The organism is Sphingomonas sp. M1A8_2b, assembly GCF_053345535.1.
The window spans coordinates 1,424,567-1,448,198 of the sequence record NZ_JBKFAH010000001.1 but is presented as its reverse complement, the minus strand read 5'-3'; the positions used below and the strand labels follow the sequence as shown (position 1 = coordinate 1,448,198).

General features: G+C 65.0%; 24 protein-coding genes. 8 read left to right on the top strand and 16 right to left on the bottom strand.

Annotated features, from left to right (window positions below):
- Positions 1-280: 280 nt before the first annotated feature.
- Positions 281-820 carry a pseudouridine synthase gene (locus ACLBWL_RS06740; protein WP_447791337.1) on the top strand — a complete coding sequence of 180 codons (540 nt, stop codon included), beginning with the start codon at positions 281-283 and terminating at the stop codon, positions 818-820.
- Between the two features lie 936 nt (positions 821-1,756).
- Here ACLBWL_RS06740 and rplS read toward each other — a convergent pair.
- The 4 genes from rplS to ACLBWL_RS06720 are packed head-to-tail and all read right to left on the bottom strand — an operon-like array spanning position 1,757 to position 3,524.
- Positions 1,757-2,149, bottom strand: a complete 393-nt coding sequence (gene rplS / locus ACLBWL_RS06735; protein WP_031395442.1) for a 50S ribosomal protein L19 — start codon at positions 2,147-2,149, stop codon at positions 1,757-1,759.
- Positions 2,146-2,877: a tRNA (guanosine(37)-N1)-methyltransferase TrmD gene (trmD, locus tag ACLBWL_RS06730; RefSeq protein WP_447791334.1), complete on the bottom strand. Its 732-nt coding sequence runs from the start codon at positions 2,875-2,877 to the stop codon at positions 2,146-2,148. Before trmD ends, rplS begins: the two co-directional genes overlap by 4 nt.
- Positions 2,874-3,248, bottom strand: coding sequence for a PIN domain-containing protein (locus tag ACLBWL_RS06725; RefSeq protein ID WP_447791332.1), 375 nt, complete (start codon positions 3,246-3,248; stop codon positions 2,874-2,876). Before ACLBWL_RS06725 ends, trmD begins: the two co-directional genes overlap by 4 nt.
- Positions 3,249-3,524 carry an AbrB/MazE/SpoVT family DNA-binding domain-containing protein gene (locus tag ACLBWL_RS06720; RefSeq protein ID WP_447791330.1) on the bottom strand — a complete coding sequence of 92 codons (276 nt, stop codon included), beginning with the start codon at positions 3,522-3,524 and terminating at the stop codon, positions 3,249-3,251. It lies immediately after the preceding gene.
- Positions 3,525-3,608: 84 nt separating this feature from the next.
- Here ACLBWL_RS06720 and ACLBWL_RS06715 point away from each other — a divergent pair, with 84 nt between their 5' ends.
- Positions 3,609-4,514, top strand: coding sequence for an NAD(P)/FAD-dependent oxidoreductase (locus tag ACLBWL_RS06715; RefSeq protein ID WP_447792039.1), 906 nt, complete (start codon positions 3,609-3,611; stop codon positions 4,512-4,514).
- An 89-nt stretch (positions 4,515-4,603) separates the two neighbouring features.
- On the opposite strand, the gene rimM is transcribed toward ACLBWL_RS06715, so the two are convergent.
- The 4 genes from rimM to ffh all read right to left on the bottom strand — a co-directional run bounded on the left by rimM (position 4,604) and on the right by ffh (position 7,509).
- Positions 4,604-5,104 carry a ribosome maturation factor RimM gene (gene rimM / locus ACLBWL_RS06710; RefSeq protein WP_447791328.1) on the bottom strand — a complete coding sequence of 167 codons (501 nt, stop codon included), beginning with the start codon at positions 5,102-5,104 and terminating at the stop codon, positions 4,604-4,606.
- The gene (locus ACLBWL_RS06705; RefSeq protein WP_168371615.1) at positions 5,082-5,222 is read right to left on the bottom strand and encodes a hypothetical protein; all 141 of its coding nucleotides are present in this window, start codon (positions 5,220-5,222) and stop codon (positions 5,082-5,084) included. The genes rimM and ACLBWL_RS06705 overlap by 23 nt, the downstream gene beginning before the upstream one ends.
- A gap of 224 nt (positions 5,223-5,446) precedes the next feature.
- Positions 5,447-5,893, bottom strand: a complete 447-nt coding sequence (rpsP, locus tag ACLBWL_RS06700; RefSeq protein WP_187504196.1) for a 30S ribosomal protein S16 — start codon at positions 5,891-5,893, stop codon at positions 5,447-5,449.
- Positions 5,894-5,961: 68 nt separating this feature from the next.
- The gene (gene ffh / locus ACLBWL_RS06695; protein WP_447791325.1) at positions 5,962-7,509 is read right to left on the bottom strand and encodes a signal recognition particle protein; all 1,548 of its coding nucleotides are present in this window, start codon (positions 7,507-7,509) and stop codon (positions 5,962-5,964) included.
- Between the two features lie 330 nt (positions 7,510-7,839).
- Between ffh and ACLBWL_RS06690 the strand changes: the two genes are divergently transcribed.
- The 4 genes from ACLBWL_RS06690 (at position 7,840) to ispZ (ending at position 12,630) form a co-directional block, all read left to right on the top strand.
- Complete coding sequence (locus ACLBWL_RS06690) at positions 7,840-9,465, top strand: putative bifunctional diguanylate cyclase/phosphodiesterase (protein ID WP_447791323.1); 1,626 nt, start codon at positions 7,840-7,842, stop codon at positions 9,463-9,465.
- 72 nt (positions 9,466-9,537) lie between these two features.
- Entirely contained in the window at positions 9,538-10,785 is a 1,248-nt protein-coding gene (gene mtaB / locus ACLBWL_RS06685) for a tRNA (N(6)-L-threonylcarbamoyladenosine(37)-C(2))-methylthiotransferase MtaB (protein ID WP_447791321.1), read from the top strand.
- On the top strand, positions 10,782-11,717 hold the full coding sequence (ftsY, locus tag ACLBWL_RS06680; RefSeq protein ID WP_056051078.1) for a signal recognition particle-docking protein FtsY: 936 nt from the start codon (positions 10,782-10,784) through the stop codon (positions 11,715-11,717). The genes mtaB and ftsY overlap by 4 nt, the downstream gene beginning before the upstream one ends.
- Before the next feature lie 310 nt (positions 11,718-12,027).
- Positions 12,028-12,630: a septation protein IspZ gene (gene ispZ, locus ACLBWL_RS06675; RefSeq protein ID WP_447792037.1), complete on the top strand. Its 603-nt coding sequence runs from the start codon at positions 12,028-12,030 to the stop codon at positions 12,628-12,630.
- A 123-nt stretch (positions 12,631-12,753) separates the two neighbouring features.
- Here the strand turns inward: ispZ and ACLBWL_RS06670 are convergent, their stop codons facing one another.
- From ACLBWL_RS06670 to ACLBWL_RS06640, 7 genes are all read right to left on the bottom strand, one after another.
- On the bottom strand, positions 12,754-13,368 hold the full coding sequence (locus ACLBWL_RS06670; protein ID WP_447791318.1) for a superoxide dismutase: 615 nt from the start codon (positions 13,366-13,368) through the stop codon (positions 12,754-12,756).
- A 110-nt stretch (positions 13,369-13,478) separates the two neighbouring features.
- Complete coding sequence (locus ACLBWL_RS06665) at positions 13,479-14,657, bottom strand: energy transducer TonB (RefSeq protein WP_447791316.1); 1,179 nt, start codon at positions 14,655-14,657, stop codon at positions 13,479-13,481.
- A 62-nt stretch (positions 14,658-14,719) separates the two neighbouring features.
- Positions 14,720-15,517 (bottom strand): SDR family NAD(P)-dependent oxidoreductase, encoded by a 798-nt coding sequence (locus tag ACLBWL_RS06660; protein ID WP_447791314.1) that lies wholly within the window; start codon positions 15,515-15,517, stop codon positions 14,720-14,722.
- A 15-nt stretch (positions 15,518-15,532) separates the two neighbouring features.
- On the bottom strand, positions 15,533-16,297 hold the full coding sequence (locus ACLBWL_RS06655) for an SDR family oxidoreductase (RefSeq protein ID WP_447791312.1): 765 nt from the start codon (positions 16,295-16,297) through the stop codon (positions 15,533-15,535).
- A 122-nt stretch (positions 16,298-16,419) separates the two neighbouring features.
- Complete coding sequence (locus ACLBWL_RS06650; protein WP_447792035.1) at positions 16,420-17,463, bottom strand: phosphotransferase family protein; 1,044 nt, start codon at positions 17,461-17,463, stop codon at positions 16,420-16,422.
- A 17-nt stretch (positions 17,464-17,480) separates the two neighbouring features.
- A complete protein-coding gene (locus ACLBWL_RS06645; RefSeq protein WP_447791310.1) occupies positions 17,481-18,563 on the bottom strand; it encodes a Zn-dependent alcohol dehydrogenase in 1,083 nt (360 codons plus the stop codon).
- 184 nt (positions 18,564-18,747) lie between these two features.
- Entirely contained in the window at positions 18,748-20,031 is a 1,284-nt protein-coding gene (locus ACLBWL_RS06640) for an acyl-CoA dehydrogenase family protein (protein WP_447791309.1), read from the bottom strand.
- Between the two features lie 156 nt (positions 20,032-20,187).
- Here ACLBWL_RS06640 and ACLBWL_RS06635 point away from each other — a divergent pair, with 156 nt between their 5' ends.
- Positions 20,188-21,432, top strand: coding sequence for a TetR/AcrR family transcriptional regulator (locus ACLBWL_RS06635; protein ID WP_447791308.1), 1,245 nt, complete (start codon positions 20,188-20,190; stop codon positions 21,430-21,432).
- Positions 21,433-21,528: 96 nt separating this feature from the next.
- Positions 21,529-21,903 carry a hypothetical protein gene (locus ACLBWL_RS06630; RefSeq protein ID WP_447791307.1) on the top strand — a complete coding sequence of 125 codons (375 nt, stop codon included), beginning with the start codon at positions 21,529-21,531 and terminating at the stop codon, positions 21,901-21,903.
- Between the two features lie 162 nt (positions 21,904-22,065).
- Here ACLBWL_RS06630 and ACLBWL_RS06625 read toward each other — a convergent pair whose 3' ends face one another.
- The gene (locus tag ACLBWL_RS06625) at positions 22,066-23,367 is read right to left on the bottom strand and encodes a spinster family MFS transporter (RefSeq protein ID WP_447791305.1); all 1,302 of its coding nucleotides are present in this window, start codon (positions 23,365-23,367) and stop codon (positions 22,066-22,068) included.
- Between the last annotated feature and the right edge of the window lie 265 nt (positions 23,368-23,632).

Sequence of the window (23,632 nt, the reverse complement as noted above, 5' to 3'; positions counted from 1 at the left end):
CTATCGGTATAATAGACCTGGACTACCTATGTCTCCGTATCATGTCTCACATATCAGTTATTATTCCACTTGGTATCATGATTTGTCTAAGTGTGAATCATACTCGTCAATTACTAGGCAGGAACTAATTTAGCCATTTTCTTGTTACAAAATTAGCCTTCTGCGTTGGAATAATAAATTATTAGTATTTTTCCCCATTACCTTAAGGGGCGGACTTAATCATGCCTTACAATAAGATATTTTGAACGAACCCGATCGATAATCCCTCTAGAGCCCCGCAATGCCCCGCGTAATCCTGTTCAACAAACCGTACGACGTGCTCAGCCAGTTCACCGACGTGAACAGTCCGACCCCGCGCGCGACGCTGTCGCAGTTCGTCGATGTGCCGGGCGTCTATCCGGCGGGGCGGCTCGACCGCGATAGCGAAGGGCTGTTGCTGCTGACCGACGACGGTCGCCTCCAGGCGCGGATCGCGGACCCGAAGTTCAAGCTGGCCAAGACCTATCTCGTGCAGGTCGAGGGCGATGCCGGCGAGGATGCGCTCGATCGGTTGCGGGGCGGCGTCCTGCTGAAGGATGGCCCTGCCCGCGCCGACGTCGAGCGGATCGCCGCCCCCGACCTCTGGCCGCGCGTGCCGCCGATCCGGGTCCGCGCGAGCATCCCCGATTGCTGGTTGAAGATAACGATCCGCGAAGGCCGCAACCGGCAAGTCCGCCGCATGACCGCCGCGATCGACCACCCCACGCTGCGGCTGGTCCGGTGGAGCATCGGCGACTGGACCGTGGAGAATCTGGCGCCGGGCACCTGGCGCGACGCCTGACGGGCGGTTGAGGCAGGCTGGCGGCCGCTTGCAGGCCGACTAAGGCGCGTACGCCCCGCCAAGACATGCCCTTCGGAGGGCAACGTTCGTGACAACACGCGAAACGCCTCCCCACCCACGCCGTCATCCTGACGAAAGTCAGGACCCAGGGTCACGAACGCCGCGCTGCTTTGCTCTGGGTCCTGACTTTCGTCAGGATGACGGGCGGGGTTACGTCACGCCCGGCCAAGCCTCGTCATTCCCGCGGAGGCGGGAACCCATATTGGCTGGCCTCACGCCACGATCGCAGCCTCCGAGGATATGGATCCCCGCCTGCGCGGGGATGACGACGTGTTGCGGGATGCGTGATGCGTTTGGCTGGAAAGCATAACTCCCTCCCCTTCAGGGGAGGGTCGGGGTGGGGCAGTGCCCCAGGCGGCGCTCAGCGTGGCAAGGCCCCGCCCTCCAGCGAACGGCTACCCCAATCCCCAAGCAAAGCGTGTTCCCCCGCGAAGGCGGGGGCCCAGACTGGACTCCCGCCTTCGCGGGAGAACAAGGAAGCGAAGGTCGACCTGCGCAGGAACACGCGTCCCTGTCCGCCCGGAAAACCACCTCCCACGCCTCGAAGAACGGAGGAGTGCAGCCACCACGGTCACCGCTGGCCAATATGCTAATCGACTGTCCTACACGCCACGAGAAGCGCACCCTCGCCGGATGCCAGCGAACGCCCCTTTAACCGCGACACCGCCCCCACACACCTACGTTACAGCCGCCGCGAAAAGGCTTCCCAGCGTCTGCACTTCCTGCACTTCCGTGCTGCAGCATAAACGCGAACGACGGATAAACGTCAGCGCTTCCAGCAGCTTGCCCCGCCGACTCCCCTCCACCCCGCACACAACGAAAAAGGGCGCCGGGACCATCGCCCCCGCGCCCTTCTCCAACTCGAACAGTCCCCGATTACTCGGCGGCTGCGGTGCCCTTGGCAGGGCGCATGTCGCGGCGCTCGGCGATACGCGCTGCCTTGCCGGTGCGGCCACGCAGGTAATACAGCTTGGCGCGACGCACGGCGCCCTTGCGGACGACTTCGATCGAATCGACGTTCGGCGAGTAGAGCGGGAAGACGCGCTCGACGCCCTCGCCGAAGCTCATCTTCCGCACGGTGAAGTTCGAGCCCATGCCCTTGTTCGAGCGCGCGATGCACACGCCCTCGTAGTTCTGAATACGCGTGCGCTCGCCTTCGACGACCTTCACGCCGACCTTCAGCGTATCGCCAGGGCGGAAATCGGGGATCGTCTTGTTGGCCAGGAATTTCGCGATGTTCTCGGCTTCGATCGTCTGCAACAGGTTCATGTCTCGTCCTCGTGTCGCTGCGCGCCAGAGGGCGACTGGACCCGAGCGCCCTCATGGCGCTCCCAAAGGTCCGGTCGCCGTGACCGTGTATCGATCTCCGCACGGCGTTTGCGCCATGCCGCGATCTTCGCATGATCCCCCGATCGCAGCACCTGCGGGATCGTGCGCCCTTCCCATATCTGAGGTCGGGTATAGTGCGGATATTCAAGCAGCCCCGTTTCGAAGCTCTCGTCATCCCCACTAGAAGCCGCGCCCATTACGCCGGGCAGCAGCCGAATGCAAGCATCGAGCAGCACCAGCGCCCCCATCTCGCCACCCGACAGGATGTAGTCGCCGATCGAGACCTCCTCGATCTCCCGCGCCTCGAACAGCCGTTCGTCGAACCCCTCGAACCGGCCACAGAGAATGGTGACGCCGGGGCCCTGCGCGAGCTCCCGCACCCGCTCCTGGGTAAGCGGCTTCCCCCGAGGCGTCATGGCCAGCACCGGCCGCCCATCGGCCACGCTGTCGATCGCGGAGGCCACGACGTCGGCTCGGAGTACCATTCCAGCCCCGCCCCCCGCCGGCGTATCATCCACCGACTTGTGCTTGTCCGTCGCAAAGTCCCGGATCTGCACCGGCGAGCAGGACCACCGCCCCTCCCCCAGCGCCCGCCCGGCAAGCGAGGTCCCCAGCGGCCCGGGAAACATCTCCGGATACAGCGTCAATATCGTGGCAGCGAAAGTCACAGCGTCCAATTCTCTATGCGAAGCCCCGCCACGCCGGCGAAGTCGCGCTCGTTGTCGGTGATCACGGTCATGTCGAGACTGAGCGCGTGCGCCGCCAGCAACCGGTCGATCCGACCGCGTCGGAACGGCAATGTCGAGTAGGCCCGCGCCGCGCCCTCGTCGAACGGCAGGATCGGCATTTCCTGCACCAGCCTTTCAAGCGCGGCGCGCGTCGGTGGCCTGCCGAGCTGCACACCAAGCGCGAGTTCGGCGAACACGACCGCCGACAAGCCGATATCGTGCCGCGGGGTCGTTGCGATCCGCTGCTTCAGCGGTTCATAGCCATTGGCGAACAGGTAAATGCAGCTATTGGTGTCGATCAGATACCGCATCTATGCGTCGTCTTCGCGGTCCAGCAGGGGCCAAGGCCGCGGGGGATCGTCAAATCCCCGTTCTTCCCGCATCATCGGCTTCAGCCAGGGCATCGTGCCCGCAATCCCGGTCAGGTCGATGAACTTGCCCTCTTCCTTGACGGGCTCGAAGATGAACTTGCCGCAGTCCTCGCGGACGACCATCTCGACACCCTGATCGATGCCAAGGCCCTTCGGCAACCGCAACGCGACCGAGTTGCCGGATTTGAACGTGCGCGCACGATAGGGCTTGGTCATGGATCGCCTCCGTATATACGCAATGTATATACTTTGCGTGCAACGGGCAAGGAACCAAAGATGGGTGCGGAGCGCTCGCGGGAGATGGACGATTGCATCATCATCGGCGCCGGGCCGGCCGGGCTGACGGCGGCGATCTATCTCGCGCGGTTCCACCTCTCGATCCGGCTGTTCGATTGCGGCAGCAGCCGCGCGGCGCTGATCCCGTGCACGCATAATCATGCGGGGTATCCCGAGGGGATCCGCGGGACCGACCTGCTCGCGTTAATGCTCGCACAGGCGGAGAAATATGGCGCCGTCCGCGAGGGTGCGCGGGTGGATGCGATCGAGGTGGAGGACGACGGGTTCACGGCGCGGATCGGCAATCGGCGGGCTCGGGCGCGGAGCGTGCTGCTTGCCACCGGGGTGGTCAACAACCGGCCCGACATGCCCGACGCTCTCCATGACGAAGCGCTCGAAGCCGGACTGTTCCGCTACTGCCCGATCTGCGACGGCTACGAGGTCACCGACAAGCGCGTCGGGGTGATCGGCACCGGCGACCACGGCATGCGCGAGGCGCTGTTCCTGCGCGGCTACACCAAGGACGTGACATTGATCGCGCCGGAAGGTGGCCATGATCTCGATCCAACATGCGAGGCGGCGCTCGACGAAGCCGGGATCGTCCGGGTCGGTGGTCCGTGTGGCAACTACGCGATCGAAGGGGGCAGGCTCGCCCTCGATACGCTCGATGGGCGTTTGGCGTTCGACAGCGTCTATCCTGCGCTAGGGTCGGTGATACGCTCGGAACTGGCCGTTGCAGCGGGTGCGAGCGCTTCCGAGGATGGCTGCCTGGAGGTGGACTCGCATCAGCGGACTTCGATCCCCGGGCTATTCGCCGCCGGGGACGTCGTGAAGGGTCTGGACCAGATCAGCCACGCGATGGGCGAGGCCGGCGTCGCCGCGACCACGATCCGCAACATGCTTGCCGAACAGCGGCCGCTTCGGCGGTAGTCATACCCAAATTGTTTCCCCGCGAAGGCGGCGACCCAGACCGGGCTCCCGCCTTCGCGGTGAAACAAGGAAGCGGTAGTTAAAGCCTGTTATTCGGCCGCAAAAGACGCTTCGACGACGAGCCGTTTCGCATCCCACTCCGGTACCGCTTCGACTCGCATCGGGACCATAAAGCGCTTGCCGGGCTTGTCGTCCGCCGGAATGCGTTCGATCTCGATCACATCGCCAGCGCCGAAATTATCGATAGCGACCACGCGGCCGATCGCTTCGCCGTCGGTCGAGACGACGTCGAGCCCGATGACGTCGGTGTGATAATATTCACCGTCTTCCAGTGGCGGTAGCGAAGCGCGCGGCACGGTCAGTTCGGTTCCGCGCATCGCCTCGGCAGCGTTGCGATCGGCGACCTCGGCGAAGCGCGCGATCATGCCGTTGTTGCCGTTGCGGGCGGACTTCAGCGACAGCGCACCGTTGTTGAAGCTTTTATAACTGCCAAAATTCTCGGCGAAGACCTTCAGCCGCACTTCGCCACCGATGCCGTGCGCACCGATGACGACGGCGAGCGTGACATCAGCCTTGCGCGGAGCCTTCATCGCGACCGGGAGTGTCGTCGGAGCCTTCGGCGGGGTCGTCGGCGGAGACGCCTTGGTTGGTGGCATCTTCGATGTCCTCGGGTGCGGGTGCTGTGCGGGGGTCGGATTCGGGGGCCATCGTGCGCTCCTTTTCGGGGTTACCGATAAAGAACGCACGAACGGCGGATCGGGTGCGGAGGCGACCCTTAGATGGAGCGGACACTCAGGTCCGCTCCCTCACCGTCATCCTGGGCTCGACCCAGGATTTAGGGTCACGAACGCTGCCGTTCCTGGCTCCCGGTACCAGCGTTCGCTGGGATGACGGAACAAGGGCGGCCGGGATGACCCGACCGCCCCCGGATTTTACGAAGCGCTCGTTGCGTCTTCGATTTCAGCAGCGGCGACCTGCTCGGTCTCTTCGTTGCTGCCGGTCGCAGGTGCAGCCTTTGCAGCGGCTTCGGCCTCGGCAGCTTCAGCTGCCTTGGTCGCGCGCTCTTCGGCGCGCTCGGTGGCCTTCTCGCCGGGCTTGCCCTTGTTCGGGTTGTTGCGGGCCGAACGCTCGAGCACGCCAGCCTGGTCGAGGAAGCGCGCGACGCGGTCGGTCGGCTGCGCGCCGACGCTCAGCCAATGCTTCGCACGATCGGCGTCGAGCTGAACGCGCTGCTCGTTGTCCTTGGCGAGGAGCGGGTTGTAGTTGCCGATCTTCTCGATGAAGCGGCCGTCACGCGGCGAACGCGCATCGGCAACGACGATCTTGTAGTAAGGACGCTTCTTGGAGCCACCGCGCGCGAGGCGAATGTTGATTGCCATGATATTTTCCTTCGTTTTCTAGATAGATTCCCCGGCGCGAGCCGAAGTGTCGTGGTTGGATAAGGAGGTTATTTCTTCTTCAGAAAATCGTCGAAACCGGCCGGCATCTGCGGCATCTTGGGGCCACCGAGCCCCGGAAGCCCGCCGCCGGACGAACCGCCCGGCAGACCACCAGCGCCGGCCTTGTTGAGCATGTCGCCCATCTGCGGTCCGCCGATCGCATTGCCGATGCCGCCGAGACCGCCGCCAAGGCCGCCCTTGCCGAGCATCGCCATCATGCCCTTCATGCCGCCCATCTTCTTGATCTTCTTCATGGCGGTCGACATTTCGAGGTGCATCTTGAGCAGCTTGTTGACCTCCTGCACCGTAGTGCCGGAGCCCTTGGCGATGCGGATCTTGCGCTTCGCGTTGATCAGTTCGGGCTTGTTGCGCTCCTTGATCGTCATCGAACCGATCATCGCGTCCATGTGTACCAGCACCTTTTCGCCACCGACCGACGCGACCGCGCCCTGCGCCTTCTTCATGCCGGGGATCATCCCCGCCAGCGCACCGAGCCCGCCCATCCGCTGCATCTGCGCCAGCTGGGCACGCAGGTCGTTCATGTCGAACTGACCCTTGGCCATCTTGGCAGCCATGCGTTCGGCGTCTTCGGCCTGGATCGACTCCGCAGCGCGTTCGACCAGGCTGACGACGTCACCCATGCCGAGGATGCGGCCGGCAACGCGCTCCGGATGGAACGCCTCAAGCGCATCAAGCTTCTCGCCGGTCCCTGCGAACTTGATCGGCTTGCCGGTGACCGCACGCATCGACAGCGCCGCGCCGCCGCGAGCATCGCCGTCCATGCGAGTCAGTACGATACCCGTCAGCGGCACCTGATCGCTGAAGTTCTGCGCGACGTTGACCGCGTCTTGGCCGGTCAGCGAGTCGACCACGAGGAGAATCTCGGCCGGATTCGCGACGTCGGCAACCGCCTTCATCTCGTCCATCAACGCCTGGTCGACATGGAGTCGGCCCGCGGTGTCGAGCATCAGGACGTCATAACCCTGGAGCTTGGCCGCCTGCATCGCACGCCGCGCGATATCGACCGGCTGCTGGCCCTGCACGATCGGCAGCGTAGCCACCTCGATCTGCGTGCCGAGCGTCGCCAGCTGCTCCTGCGCGTTCGGGCGATTGACGTCGAGCGACGCCATCAGCACCTTCTTGCGCTCGCGACCGGCCTGTCCGAAATTGGCCTGCCCCGCCGCCAGCCGCTTGGCGATCTTGGCGGTCGTGGTCGTCTTGCCCGAGCCCTGGAGGCCGACCATCATGATGACGGCCGGCGGGGTGACGCCCAGTTCCAGCTCGACGGCATCCGAGCCGAGCATCTCGACCAGCGCATCGCTGACGATCTTGACGACCTGCTGCCCCGGCGTGACCGAACGCAGGACGTTCTGGCCGATCGCCTTCTCGGTCGCCTTCTCGACGAACTCGCGGGCGACGGGCAGCGCGACGTCGGCTTCGAGCAGCGCGACGCGCACTTCGCGCATCGCCGCGCGCACGTCTGCTTCGGTCAGCGCACCCCGGCCGCGAAGGCGGTCGAAGACGCCACCAAGTCGATCGCTCAGGCTTTCGAACATCGAAATACTCCCATACACCGCCACCAAGCGCAAAAGCGCCGGCGGGCGAAACCTCGCCGGCCAGCGTGCATCCTTGGATGCTCGTCCAATGCGCCCCGTAACGGAACGTGGGGCGCCACCTACGGGAAACCCGCGTCAAGCGCAAGACAGGCGGAGTGCGCCCACAACACAGATCTGATCCGGCACGCTGATCGACCGTGGAAAGCCAAGCCACCTTCCCTTCACCGCGCGATATCAACGTCCCGACGCAACCTCGCCGACCTTAACGCCTCCTACATATGTTTCGGAGCACACCGGATCGACCAAGGACCCTTACAGGCCGTTTTACTGATGATTTCACCGCCGGCGGCGAACCGTTCACTCCGCCTCATCAGCCGGGAATTCATGGCCGGGGCGCTCACCGGCGCTGCACTGCTGCTGTTCGTCGGCACCGGTGGTAGCGTATTGTTCGAGGCGATCGAGCATTGGAAAGGCGGCGATGCAGTCGTCGATCGCACGCTGATCGCGGCGATGTTCCTCAACGTCGCGCTGATCCTCTTCGGCTGGTTTCGGTATCGCGGCCTCGCCGACGAACTGTCGCAACTGTCCGACGCGGACCAGCGCGCCAAGCTCCTCTCGCAATATGATCCGCTGACCGGCTTCCTCAACCGCCGCAGCCTGATCGAGGAGGGTGCGGCGCTCTTCACCGGATCGCTCCGCCGCGGCAAGGCACTGGCGCTGCTGACCATCGACCTCGACCATTTCAAGACGGTCAACGATGTGCATGGCTATGCGATCGGCGATGCTCTGCTTGCGCTGGTCGCCGAGAAGATCAGCGCGTTCATGCCCGGATCGAGTCTGCTCGCGCGCCTCAACGCCGACGAATTCGCCTGTGTGGTGGTGTTCGACGCCGCGTATCCCGGCGTGGTCGACCGGATCGCCGAACGACTGATCGCGGATCTGTCGAAACCGTTCGACGTCGGTGGCGCGGAAATCCACGTGAGCACCTCGATCGGCATTGCCCGCTCGGACATCGATTGCACGTCGATCGATGCGCTGTTGCGGGCCTCGGACATGGCGCTGCACGCCGCCAAGATCGCCGGCCGCAATCGCCATGCGTGGTTCGACGGCGCGATGGAGCGGTCGGTGCAGTTGCGCGGCGAACTCGAAGCCGGGCTGCGCGCCGCGATACCCAACGACGACGTCATGCCGTATTTCGAGCAGCAGGTGGATCTGACGACCGGCCGTATCACCGGCTTCGAAGTGCTCGCGCGGTGGCGGCATCCGACGCGGGGCATGATCGGGCCGGATGTCTTCATCCAGATCGCCGAAGAGATCGGCCTGATCGGCGACCTGTCGCTGTCGATCATGCGTCAGGCGTTCACCGCCGCGCGCGATTGGGATGCGGGCCTGTCGCTGTCGATCAACATCTCGCCGGTGCAGTTGCGCGACGCGTGGCTCGCCCAGAAGATCATCAAGACGCTGGTCGAGACCGGCTTCCCCGCCAGCCGGCTCGAGATCGAGATCACCGAGAGCGCGCTGTTCGACAATCTGCCACTCGCGCAGTCGATCGTCGGCAGTCTGAAGAACCAGGGCATCCGCATCGCGCTCGACGATTTCGGCACCGGCTATTCCAGCCTCGCGCATCTCCGCGCACTGCCGTTCGACCGGATCAAGGTCGACAAGAGCTTCGTCGGGTCGATGCTCGACAATCCCGACAGCCTGGCGATCGTCAACACGATCGTCCGCCTCGGTGACAGCCTCAACCTGCCGACCACCGCCGAGGGAATCGAGAACTCTGCGATCGAGGAGCGGCTACGCGGTATCGGCTGCGCCAAGGGCCAGGGCTACCTCTACGGGCGCCCGCTCTGCGCCGCACAGGTCCGCCGCCTGCTCGCGGAAAAGCGTTTGCTGGCGCAGCGGCCGGATATCAGCGCGTCGCCTCAGCGCGGTATCGCGCCGAGGTTGGCGGGCTGATCGACGACGGTCGAAACGGACCCGAACCACAAGGCGTGGACTTCGCCCCCTACGGCTCCTAAATCGCGCACCATGCCATCCGCCCCCGCGCCAGAGGTCATCAGCCTCGGCTGCCGCCTCAACATCGCCGAAAGCGAGACCATCCGCGCGCTCGTCGCCGGGCGGGACATGGTCGTGGTCAACAGCTGCGCGGTCACCAATGCCGCAGTGAAGGCAACGCGCGTCGCGATCCGCCGCGCCAAGCGCGACCGTCCCGAGGCTCAGATCGTCGTCACCGGATGCGCCGCGCAGATCGATCCCGCGAGCTTCTCGGCAATGCCCGAAGTCGACCGCGTCATCGGTAATGCGGACAAACTCACGTATTCAGCTTGGAAGGCTGATGTAAAAGTCGTCGTCTCCGACATCATGCAGGTCCGCGAGACCGCGCCCCACCTCGCCGCCAGCTTCTCCGCGCACGCCCGCGCCTTCGTCGAGGTCCAGAATGGCTGCGACCACCGCTGCACCTTCTGCGCGATCCCGTTCGGCCGCGGCCCGAGCCGCTCGGTCCCCGCGGGCGCGGTCGTCGACCGGATCGCCGGCCTCGTCGACGCAGGCCACCGCGAGATCGTCCTGACCGGCGTCGACCTCACCAGCTACGGTCCCGACCTCCCCGGCGCGCCGACACTCGGCCACCTCGTCGAGCGCATCCTGCACAACGTCCCCAGCCTCGAACGCCTGCGTCTCTCCTCGCTGGACGGCATCGAGATCGACGACCGCCTCTTCGCGCTGCTGACAACCGAAGCGCGGATCATGCCGCACATCCACCTCTCGCTCCAGGCGGGCGACGACATGATCCTCAAGCGCATGAAGCGCCGCCATTCGCGCGCAGAAAGCGTGGCGCTGGTCGATCGCCTAAAGACCGCCCGCCCCGACATCGCGATCGGCGCGGACCTGATCGCCGGCTTCCCGACCGAGGACGCGGCAATGTTCGCCAACACGCGCGCGCTGATCGACGACTGCCACATCGTCCATCCGCACATCTTCCCCTACTCGCCCCGCGCCGGCACCCCCGCCGCACGGATGCCGCAGGTCGAACCCAAAATCCGCCGCCAGCGCGCAGCCCTCCTCCGCGACGCCGGCGAAACCGCGCGAGCGAACTGGCTCCAAACGCTGGTGGGAACATCGCAGGATCTGCTCGTCGAACGCCCGGGCGACCGCGGGCACATCGGCAATTTCGCAGAAGTCCTGCTGGACGAACCCGCCATACCCGGCGACATCGTCCGCATCACGATCACCGGCGCCACGGCCGCCCGCCTCAGCGCAACACGAGAACCATCATGAGCACCACCCCAACCTGGCACGACAAGCTGATCGGCGGCTTCAAGCGCACCTCCGACCGGCTCGTCGGCAACCTCGCCGGCCTCGGCGGCGCGCGGCTCGACGATTCGACGCTCGACGACATCGAGGAAGCACTGATCGCCTCCGATCTCGGCCCCGAGACCGCAGGCCGCATCCGCCGCCGCCTCTCCGAAGGCAGCTTCGAACGCAACATGGAAGAACTCGGCATCCGCGTGATCGTCGCGGAGGAGGTCGAGAAGGTCCTCGCCACGGTCGCCAAGCCGATCGAGATCGACGCCTTCCCGCGCCCGCAGGTGATCCTCGTCATTGGCGTCAACGGCTCGGGCAAGACCACCACGATCGCCAAGCTCGCGCACCTGTTGATGGAGCAGGATTACGGCGTGATGCTGGCCGCCGGCGACACCTTCCGCGCCGCCGCGATCGGCCAGCTCCGCACCTGGGCCGAGCGCGTCGGCGTGCCGATCGTGACCGGGCCCGAGGGCGGCGACGCGGCAGGCGTGGTGTGGGACGCGGTCAAGAAGGCGACCGAGACCGGTATCGACGTGCTGATCGTCGACACCGCCGGGCGTTTGCAGAACAAGCGCGAACTGATGGACGAACTGGCGAAAATTCGCCGCGTCCTCGGTCGCATCAACCCCGAAAGCCCGCACGACATCGTCCTGGTGCTCGACGCCACCACTGGGCAGAACGCGCTCCAGCAGATCGAGGTCTTCAAGGAGGTCGCGGGGGTCACCGGCCTGGTGATGACCAAGCTCGACGGTACCGCGCGCGGCGGCGTCCTCGTCGCGGCGGCGGAGAAATACGGCCTGCCGATCCACGCGATCGGGATCGGCGAGGGCATGACCGATCTGCGCCCGTTCGATGCGAACGAGGTGAGCCGGATCATCGCCGGGGTCGAGAGCGTTCGGAAGTAGGCCAGCATCTCAATCCTCGCCCGCCAGGGGGAGGTGGCAGGCACTTGCCTGACGGAGGGGGAGGACACGGAACCGAAGCGACCCTTACCGCCCCCTCCGTCACCTTCGGCGACACCTCCCCCTGGCGGGGGAGGATCGACTATCCGCATCGGCGAACACGATACCGTACCCGAGCCGCCCTACTCAGTTCGTGCCGAGCAAGGATCGAACTTGTCGAGAGCCTGTATCGAGGTACATGCCCGCACGTACACGCCCCTAGGAATCGAAAACTCTAGTGACCACCAAGCCCCCCCTATCCCCCGGCCTCCGCATGGCGATCGACTATGGCCCGCTGGCGATCTTCTTCGCGGTGAACTTCCTGACGCCCGGCCTGCCGATCATCCGCGTGGTCGCCGCCACCACCGCGTTCATCATCGCCACCGTCGCCGCGATGATCGTGTCGAAGGTCAAGGCCGGCCATATCTCGCCGATGCTGTGGCTGTCGGGTGCGCTGATCGTCGTGTTCGGCGGGCTGACGATCTATTTCCACGACCAGCGCTTCATCCAGATGAAGCCGACGATCATCTACGCGATGTTTGCCGCGATCCTGCTGTTCGGGCTGCTTACCGGGCGCCCGTTGCTCCAGTCGCTGCTCGAAAGCGCCTATCCCGGCCTCACCGCGGAAGGCTGGCACAAGCTGACGCGCAACTGGGTCATGTTCTTCATCTTCATGGCGCTGCTGAACGAATTCGTCTGGCGCTACACGCTGGCGGCCTGGGGTAAGGACGCCGGCTGGAATTTCTGGGTCGGCTTCAAGCTCTGGGGTGCGATCCCGCTGACGCTGCTCTTCGCGTTCGCCAACATCCCGATGCTGCTGAAGCACGGATTGCAAACGGGCGACAAAGCCGTGACCGACCTGCCGCCCGAAGGGTAATCTTACTGCTCCCCGCCCGTTCGGGAGGGGTCGGGGGAGGGCCTGACCAAACAGACCGGACGCCAGTACGTACGTCGCGCCCTCCCCTAGCCCCTCCCGTAAACGGGAGGGGAAATATGACGTTCAGCCAGCAACCTTCGCGTAGCGTTCCCCGACGACGTCCCAGTTCACGATGTCCCACCAGGCCTTCAGATAGCCCGGACGATCGTTCTTGTACGTCAGGTAGTACGCGTGCTCCCACACATCGTTACCGAGCAGCGGCGTGCCGGGCTCCTTGGCGTCGTCCATCAGCGGGTTGTCCTGGTTCGGCGTGCTCGTCACCTTCAGCTTGCCGCTGTCATCGGCGATCAGCCAAGCCCAGCCCGAGCCGAACTGCCCCGCGCCCTTAGTGTTGAACTCTTCCTTCAGCTTGTCGAGGCTGCCGAAGTCGCGATCGATCGCTTCGGCGAGCTTGCCCGACGGTTCCTGGCCGTTCTTGGCCGCCATCGTCTTCCAGAAGAAGTCGTGGTTCCAGAAGCCGCCGCCGTTATTGCGGACCAGCGGCGGCTGCGACGAGATCATGCCGAGAATGTCCTCGATCGACTTGCCGGCAAGCGCCGAATCCTTCTCGACACCCTCGTTCAGCTTGGCGGTATACGCCGCGTGATGCTTGTCGTGATGAAACTTCATCGTCTCCTGGTCGATCACCGGCTCGAGCGCGTCATAGGCATACGGCAGCGGGGGGAGTTCGAAAGCCATGGGGGTTCTCCTTTATGGGGTCGGACGCTCAACGCCCGCGGATTGCAAATGGTCCCGCAAAAGTCGTTGCGCAAGCGTACCCTCTGACGGCAATCGACAGGCCGTCCGGGTCAGAAGGGCGGCGGGGCGTCCTCGGCAGCATAGGGCGTAGTCGGTTTGACGCCCGGACGCGGCATTCGGAACGACACCCGATCGACACAGCCGACATAGCCCGTCGCTGACGCAGTCCACTTGGCGCTGCGCAGCATCTGCGACGCCTGTTCGCCGAACTCCGCCGAGGGTTGAGACGCCAGCACGCGCACATTGCCGATCTCGCCCCAGGATGCGACGTCGTAGCCGACGATCGCCCAACCCTCGATCCAGCGCCGACCGAAGTTCCGCGGATAGTTCAGCGGCGGCTTGGTCGCCCAGTCGGCCTTCAACGGGCACGTGGCACTGGCGGGCCTGAACGGCGCCTCTTCGGGCATCGACGGCGATGCCAGTGTCGCTGCCGCGATCCAGTAGGGATACTGGCACCCCGTCCGCGCACCGGGCGCGAATTTCGAGTCGGCGACCGCAACCAGCGATGCCTTGTCCAGCACCGCGTTGCCGTTGCCGGCCTCGTGCTTCAGATGGACCGGCTTGCCGCGGGCATCGATATCGAACCCGATCATGCTCCAGCCTGCTTGACCGGTTTGCTTCGGGATCGCGTCGAACGCCGGGAATGCCCGATTTCGGATTTCCGGCGGCGGATCGAAACAGGTCGAGCCGGCAGGCCTTGTCCGCGCGAACATCGCCAGCGTCGGCCGTTGCTCGGGGAACATGATGTAGGTCATCACCGCCGTGACGGGTGCTTCCGACACCGCGCTTGCGGCGGGAACGAACGTCAGGGAGCAGCCCTGCCGCGCTTTGCCTGCAGGGAACTTGGCCGCCACCAGAGCCGGCGCGAGATCGGCGCCGGCGGGGAGATAGTCTTTCGAACCCCGGGCTACGTCGAGCGGCCGACCGGTGGCGTCGATCGTAAAGCTGTAGTCGACGGATTTCAGGATGTTCGACGCGCCGGACCATCTGAGCGCGGGCATTGGCGCCGGCGCTTGTGAAAAGGCGATGGCCACACCGCCGCAACGGACATTTTGCGCAGTCCAGGTCACCAGCACCTGCCCCGGACCGGGGCCTGCGGATGGCATTGTCCGGATGTGCGGAATGACCTCATGCGATGTGCCGACGATCGGTGGCGGGACCTGCGCGTCGGCGGCAACGCTCGATAGCGCGACCGACAGCATCAACGCAGGTGATCTCTTGGTCCGCATTCCCAATGGCCTTCCTGTCGGATGTCGCATCGTGCCGCGCAAATGCTACGCCCGCAAGTCGGTCAGGCAGCAGTCTTGCCGTATTCCTGGCGAGTCACCGGGTGGCTCGACGAGAGGCCGCCGTCGACAGCGATCGCCTGACCGTTGACGTAGCTGGCGTCGTCGGAGGCGAGGAACAGTGCGACCTTGGCCAGTTCCTCGGGCTGCGCGCCGCGGTGGAGCGGGTTGAGGCGGCCGACGCGGTCCATCTTGTTCGCCTCACGCGCGTAATCGAAGACGGGCTTGGTCATGCCAGTCTCGGTCAGGCCGGGACAGATCGCGTTGACGCGGACGTTCGAGCCGGTGAGTTGCTGCGCGGAGACGGCGGCTAGGTTGATAACGCCCGCCTTCGATGCGGAATAGGCGGGCGAGCCTGCCCCTGAGCGGATGCCGGCGACGCTCGCGGTTAGCACGATCGCGCCCTTGCCGCGTTCGACGATGCGTGGGGCGGCGTGCTTGATCGCGAGGAACGGGCCGATCAGGTTGACGCGGAGCACCTCGGTGATGAGCGCGACGTCGGTGTCGAACAGGTTCGCCATGCCGCCCGAAATGCCGGCGTTGGCGAACATGACGTCGAGCCCGCCGAAGCTGTCGCAGGCGAGTGCGATGGTGCGGATCACGTCGTCCTCAAGGCCAGCGTCGATGCGGATCGCCTTGGCCGCGCCGCCGGCGTCGGTGATCAGGTGGGCGGTTTCGTCCGCGCCTTCGGTTTTGTCGGCGACGATGACCCTGCCCCCTTCGCTCGCGAACAGGAGCGCGGCGGCGCGGCCTATGCCGGAGCCTGCGCCGGTGACAATGATCGACTTGTTCTCGAAACGCATGGGGTTCCCTTCCGATTAGATCGTGACGCCGCCGTCGATGACCATCGTCTGGCCGGTCATGAAATTGCTTGCCGACGACGCCAGAAAGACGACCGCGCCCGCGATCTCTTCCGGCTCGCCGATCCGGCGGAGCGGCACGCTGGTGTTCGCCGCCTCGATCCGCTGCGGGTCCTCCCACAAGGCTCGCGCGAAGTCGGTTTTGATCAGGCCCGGTGCGATGCAGTTCACGCGGACGTTGGACGGACCGAACTCGACCGCGAGGTTGCGCGCGAGCTGCATGTCGGCGGCCTTGCTGATGCAATACGCGCCGATCACGGGCGAGCCGCGCAGGCCGCCGATCGACGAGATGATGATTATGCTGCCGCTGCGGCGCTCCAGCATCTCGGGCGCGACCATCTGGATCAGCCAGTGGTTGGAGACGATGTTGTTGTCGAGAATCTTGCGGAACTGGTCGTCGGCGATGCCGGCTTGGGGGCCGTAATAGGGATTCGAGGCGGCGTTGCAGACGAGGACGTCGATGCGGCCAAACTGAGCGCGGGTCTGGTCGACGAGATGCTGGAGGCCAGCCTTGTCGGAGATGTTGGCGGCGATGGCTATCGCGGTGCCGTCTCCGTGCCTGGCGTTGAGTTCGGCGGCGACGGTGTCGCAAGCCTCCTGCTTGCGGCTGGAGATCACGACTTTCGCGCCGTGTTCTGCCAGTTCGCGCGCCGAGGCGAGGCCAATGCCGCGCGACGATCCCGTGACGATCGCGACCTGCCCCGTGAGATCAAATTGCGACACTGACTTCTTCCCCTTCCGCTTGCGGGAGGGGTCGGGGGAGGGCCCGATCCTTCCGCAACGTTTCATACCGGAGCTAGGTCAGCCCCTCCCCTAACCCCTCCCGCATGCGGGAGGGGGATGAATCAGGCCCCCGCCTTCACCGCAAACCCCCACGCCGCATCCGCCAGACCGTGGATCTTCGCGACCGTCTTCTCCGCCTGCGCGCTCGAGGCGGTGCCATCGACGATGCGCTTCTTGATACCCTGGACGATGCCGGTCAGGCGGAAGAGGTTGTAGGCGAAATACCAGTTGAGATCGGGAACGCCGTCGCGGCCGGTGGCGCCGCAATAGCGTTCGACGACCTGCTCGATCGTCGGGATACCCGTCTCCGGCCCGGTCATGCCGAGCACCCCGGAGCGGCCTTCGGGTTCAGTCACCCAGCTCATCAGAAGATATGAGAAGTCCGCCAGCGGATCGCCGAGCGTCGACAATTCCCAGTCGAGCACCGCGATCACCTTTGGCTCAGCCGGCGCGAAGATCATGTTGTCGATGCGGTAGTCGCCGTGGACGATCGAGGTGCGCGTCTGCTCGGGGAGCGTGCGCGGCAGCCACTCGATCAGGCGTTCGACCGACTCCATATGCTCGGTCTCGGCGGCGCGGTATTGCTTGGTCCAGCGGCCGACCTGGCGTTCGAAATAATTACCGGGCTTGCCGTAGTCGCCGAGCCCCGCCGCTGCGTAATCGGTGTTGTGGAGCGCGGCGAGCGTGTCGACCATGGCCTCGTAATGCGCGGTGCGCTCGGCGGGTGTCGCGCCGGGCATCGCGCCGTCCCAGATCGTCCGGCCCTCGACCATCTCCATGACGTAGAACGCCGAACCGATAACCGCTGCGTCCTCGCAGAGGCCATAGGGCCGCGGGACGGGGAAGCCGGTTGGGTGCAGCCCGGCGATCACACGGTATTCGCGGTCGACGGCGTGTGCGCTCGGCAGGATCGGCCCGAACGGTTTCCGACGCAGGACGTAGGCGCGCTCCCGCGTGTCGAGGCGGTAGGTCGGGTTCGATTGGCCGCCGGCGAACTTCGCGTAGGTGAGCGGGCCAGCGTACCCGGGGACGTTGGCGGTCATCCACGCCCCGAGCGCGTCGAGGTCGAGCTTGTCGCGCTCGCCGACCTCTATCGTGCCGACCATGCTGGTCGATGCGTCGCTCACGAGAAGGTGATCACACTACGGGTCGTGTCGCCGCGGCGGAGTTCGTCGAACGCGTCGTTGATCCGTTCAAGCGGCATCCGGTCGGCGATGATGGTGTCGAGATCGAGCAGCCCGCGCATGTAGAAATCGACCAGCCGCGGGATATCGACCGGGAACCGGTTCGAGCCCATGAAGCCGCCCTGCAAGCGCTTGCCCGACAGCAGGTCCATCGCCGACAGCCCGACCTTCTCGCCGAGCGGCATCATCCCGAGGATTGTGGCGGTGCCCCCGCGGCGCAGCACCTTGACCGCGGTTGCGGCGGATTGCGCACGTCCGACCGCCTCGATCGCGTGATGCACGCCGCCCTTGGTGATCGCGACGACTTCGTCCGCGGCGGTGTCCGACAGTGCATCGATACTGTGAGTCGCGCCGAGTTTTTCCGCCATCAAGCGCTTTTCAGGGACGGGATCGAGCGCGATAATCTTCCCCGCGCCTGCGATCTTGGCCGCGTTGACCGCCGCGAGCCCGATGCCGCCGCAGCCGATCACGCATACCGTCTCGCCCGGAGTCACGTCGGTAGTGTTGAACACCGCCCCCGCCCCGGTCGTGATCGCGCAACCGAGCAATGCCGCGCGGTCCATCGGCATGTCACGGTCGATCGCGACGCAGGCGTGTTCGTGGACCAGCATCATCTCGGCATAGGCGCTGAGGTTGAGCATCTGCGCGATCGGCCGGTCGCCGAGCATGAGGCGCGGTGCGCCGCCCTTGGGACGGCGCACGCTGGCATCGGTGCACAGCGACATCCGGCCGGTGACGCAGAACTCGCACTGACCGCAGAATGCCGAGAGACAGGTGACGACATGATCGCCGACCTTCACGCCGCGCACTTCGTCGCCGATCGCCTCGACCACGCCGCAGGCCTCATGGCCGGGGATGGTCGGCATCGCGTGCGGATAGGCACCATCGACGAAATGCAGGTCGGACCGGCACACGCCGACCGCCATCGTGCGGATCAGTACCTCGTGTGCCGTCGGCTTCGAGATGGTCACGTCCTCGATGCGGAGCGGGGTGTTGGCTTCGAAAAGGACTGCGGCTTTCATGTCTGCCTTTCGTGTTTTTGTGGTCAGGGCGCTCAACCCAGCCCGTCATTCCGAAGTCCGCCCCCACCAAATCCGTCGCCCCAGCGAAAGCTGGGGTATCCCGGTTGGCGGGCGCTGCGACCCGAATGGGGAGATCCCAGCTTTCGCTGGGATGACGGGGAAATGGCGAACGAACGGGGTAGATTTACCGGCTCACCCCGACATCCCCGCTCGACACGCCACCCTTGCGGAAGTCGCCGTATTTCCCGAACTCGTTGCGCGCGATCGAGCGATTGTGGACCTCGTCCGGGCCATCCGCAAACCGCAGCGTCCGCATCGCCGCCCAATCGTGCGCGAGCCGGAAGTCGCCCGAGACGCCGCCGCCGCCATGCGCCTGGATCGCATCGTCGAGGATCCTGAGCGCCATGTTCGGTGCCGCGACCTTGATCATCGAGATCTCGATCTGCGCGGACTTGTTGCCCGCCTTGTCCATCATGTCCGCCGCCTTGAGGCAGAGTAGCCGCGTCATCTCGATATCGATCCGCGCGGTGGCGATGCGCTCCTCCCAGACCGAGAAGTCGGCGATCCGCTTCCCGAACGCGACCCGGTCGAGCAGCCGCCGTGCCATCGCCTCGATCGCGGTCTCGGCGACACCGATAGTCCGCATGCAGTGATGGATACGGCCCGGCCCAAGCCGCCCCTGCGCAATCTCGAACCCACGCCCCTCACCGAGCAGCACGTTCTCGACCGGCACGCGGACGTTCTCCAGCACAACCTCACCATGCCCATGCGGCGCATGGTCATAGCCGTAGACGGACAGCATCCGCTTGATCGTCACGCCGGGCGTATCCATCGGCACGAGGATCTGGCTCTGCTGTTGATGCCGCGATCCCTCGAACGACGTCTTGCCCATCACGATCGCGATCTTGCAGCGCGGATCGCCGACGCCGCTCGACCACCATTTGGTGCCGTTGATGACGTAGTGATCGCCGTCGCGCACCATGCTCGTCTCGATGTTGGTCGCATCCGACGACGCCACCGCGGGCTCGGTCATCAGGAACGCCGAGCGGATCTCGCCGCGCATCAGCGGCCCGAGCCACCGGTCCTTCTGCTCGCGCGTGCCATAGCGGTGAAACACCTCCATGTTGCCGGTATCGGGCGCCGAACAGTTGAAACACTCGCTCGCCCAGGCGACCTTGCCCATCTCCTCCGCGCATAACGCATATTCGAGATTGGTGAGCTGCGTGCCTTCGAACTCGAACGAATCATCGACATGCGTCTGGCCCGAATGCGGCGGCATGAAGAAATTCCAGAGGCCGGCGGCCTTCGCCTTCTCCTTCATCTCCTCAATCACCGGAATCACCTTCCAGCGCTCGCCCTCATGCGCCTGCTGGTCATAATCGGCCTGTCGCGGGCGGATATTCTGATCGATGAAATCCCGGACCCGATCCCGGAAATACGTCTCTCGTTCGCTCAGCGTAAAATCCATGCGGGCTCTCCGTTCATCATCGCTTTGAAGGCGGGTTAGACCATACCGCACATTCGGTAAAGCGTGCGCAGGGCCCCGGAAAGCATGTTTTCAAGTCCGCCCTGAAAGCGCCTAAAAAGCACTGTATCTTCAAATCGAAGCTGTTAGGGTGTTTCGATGAAGGTTCCGGCAGAGGCCAGCGACGAGAGCGAACAGGGCACCAAGCGCTTCCGTGCGAAGCGTGACGCGATCCTCGCCGCAGCGGCAGAAGCGATCAACGAACAGAGTGCCAAGGGCATGACGTTCGCGGACGTGGCGCGGCGCGTCGGGCTCAACACGACGAGCGTTACCTATTATTTCAAGCGCAAGGAAGACCTGGCCGCTGCCGCGTTCGAGAACACGCTGGAATCGCTGATCGCGATGCTCGACATTGCGATGGAAGAGGCGACGCCGGAGGAGCGCGTGCGGCGCTATCTCGCGCTCAACATGGATCGGCTCGCCCGTATCCAGCGCGGCGAGGAGAAAGCGTTCGCGGTCCTGTCCGATCTGCGCGCGACCGAGGAGCCGATGCGCGGGCGGCTGATGGCGGGATGGCGCGAGGTGTTCCGTCGGACGCGGCTGTTGTGGGGGCCGACCTCATCACGCGCGCAGACCGATCTGAACGGCGCGCGTGCGCACGTGCTGCTCGAGAACACGTTCTGGCTGCCGATCTGGCTAACGCGGTACGAGCCCGATCAATACGGGCGTGTCGAGGAGCGGCTGATGGATGTGTTCGCGCACGGCATCGCGGGGAAGGACGCCAAATGGTCCCCTACCCTGCTCGATCTCAGCCATGACGAGGCGGAGCCTGGCCGCGAGGCGTTCCTGCTGGCGGCGACGCGCCTGATCAACGAACTCGGCTATCGCGGCGCGTCGGTGCAGAAGATCGCATCCGAACTGAACGTCACTAAGGGTAGCTTCTACCACCATCTCGATGCGAAGGACGATCTCGTCATCGCCTGCTACCGCCGCAGCTTCGACACCATCGCCGATGCGCAGAGCCGGGGCGAGGCCGAGGGCGGGAGTTACTGGCACAAGCTGTCGAGCACGGTCGCGACCTTGCTCGACGTTCAGTTCGCGGAGCGCGGGCCGTTGCTCCGCACCACGGCGCTGAGCGGCCTGCCGGTCGGCGTGCGCAATGCGATGGTCGATCGCTCGAACGGTATCGCGCGGCGCTATGCGGGCATGATGATGGACGGCATCGGCGAAGGCTCGATCCGCGCAGTTGACGCGCTGATCGCGGCGCAGGCGTTGATGGCGCTCCAGAACGCGGCGTTCGACATGCGCAAATGGGCGTCGACGATGCCGCGCGAGCGGGCGATCGCGATGTATGCCTCGACGCTGATGTTCGGGCTGTTCGACGATCGGATGGCGAAGGCCTGACCGTTCTGCTCATACTGGTCGATGTTCGCAGCCGGAACGGTTTGGTTACGCCGCATTAACCGCTGACAGTTGATTTCTGGCCTCCACGGAGGCTGCATGCACACCATAACGACCGATCTTGCGACGGGTATCATCGAGGTCGACGCATCCGGCTTCTGGACGATCGCGCATGTCGAGGAATTTCTGCGCGACCTCGAGCGCGAGGGACGGCGCGTGCTGGCGACGGGCAAGCGTCACATGCTGCTCTGCAATTTCTCGAAGTCCGCGATCCAGCCGCAGGAGGTGATCGCGATGCTCCAACGCGTCGCCGTGTCGATGCCGCTGAAATCGCGCAAGGTCGCGCTGTATACCGACGGCAAGCTCGCCCGGTTGCAGGTCAAGCGGATCGCGTCGGTGCGCGACGACATGGCGGTGTTCGACGACCGGAAGTCGGCGCTGGATTGGATGCTGGAAGATGGGCCTGACGGATAGCTTGGCTAAGCAGTATCCCACCAATCATCCTGCGACCGCCTGGGGATCGTCAACGCTCCCCCAAGCCGTCATCCTGACGAAAGTCAGGACCCAGAGTTACGAACGCCGGCCGCTGCGATCCTGGGTCCTGACTTTCGTCAGGATGACGGAGGAAGGCGCGCATTACCTGGCCAAATCTTCGTCCCGCTTCAACAGAACCCCCGCGCGCCAGTAATGGAACAGCGCCCACGGCGTCATCAGCACGATGATCACCAGCGCATACCGCAACGAATCCTCGCCGAAGCCCGGCTTCAACAGATCGCTCAGCCACCCCACCAGCGTCGGCCCGAGCCCGAGCCCGACCAGATTGATCACCAGCAGCGTGATCGCCGCCCACATCGCACGGATCTGCAACGGTGCCAGATGCTGGATCAGCGCAAAGCTCGGCCCGAGATACGAATTGGCGAAGATCAGCGAGACGAAATAGCTGCCGATCGCAATCGCCGGCGCATCGATCAGGTAGAAGGCCAGCGCGAATGGCAGCGATAGCCCCTTCATCCCCAGCACGACCCAGGCCTGGACATGCAGCCCGTGGCGCTTCGCCAGCACGTCTGCGATCTTGCCGCCCGCAAGCGCCGAGACCGCGCCGAACAACGCCCCCGGCAACGCGACATAGCGCGAGATGTCGAGCATGGACACGCCGAGCGAGCGCTGCATGTAGCTCGGCCCCCAGCCGGTCAGCGCATAGCCGATCATCGAGGTGAGCGTGACGCCGACCACGAGATGCCGCGCCGGCGCGCTGGCCCACATCGACGCGAATCCTTGCGCGACGCTGGGCATCGGCGTCGCCACCGCGCGGGCAGCGTCGGACAGTCCGCGGCGGGGCTCGACCATGAACAGGCGGACGAGGATGGCGAGCGCGATTCCCGGCAGGCCGACGGTCATCATCGCGATCCGCCAGCCGTACGAGTGCGCGACGACGCCACCGATCAGCGTGCCGAACCCCGCGCCGAGCACCACGCCGAGCGAATACACCGCCATCGCGCTCGCGCGCTTCTCGGGCGGATACAGGTCAGCGATGATCGAATGGCTGGGCGGGCTCGACCCCGCCTCGCCGATGCCGACGCCGATCCGGAACAGCATCAGCTGCGTGAAGTTCTGCGCGAGCCCGCACAGCGCGGTCATCGCGCTCCAGATCGTCAGGCTGGCGGCGATGATGTTGCGGCGGCTGGTCCGATCCGCCAGCCGCGCCACCGGAATACCGAGCGTCGCATAGAAGATCGCGAACACGAGCCCAGACAGCAGGCCGAGCTGCGTATCGGTCAGCAGCAGGTCCGCCTTGATCCGCTCAAGCAGGATCGCGAGGATCTGGCGGTCCATGTAGCTGAAGAAATAGGTGAAGGTGAGCAGCGCGAGCGTCAGGCCCCGTCGCTTCATCGCCAACGTGTCGGCGATCTCGGGATGGGACTGATACGCTACGGCCATTGCGATACCTCGACGTCGAATAGCGGCCAAGGCTAGGTTATCGACGCCGTACCAGACAAGCGAAACCTTTTCGAGAATCATCGGCGGGACGGTTCAAACGGGCCGAAACGAGCCGCTCAACGGCTGTGCAGACAATACCGATCGGGTGTCCGCAGGGGCATTTCGGCTCGTGACGGGAATGGTGAAGAAGGACGGCGGAAGATGCGACCTCCGCGGGTCGCTCTTCCGCCTTATCCCCTCTCCAACCTCGTGGCCGGGCTCATCG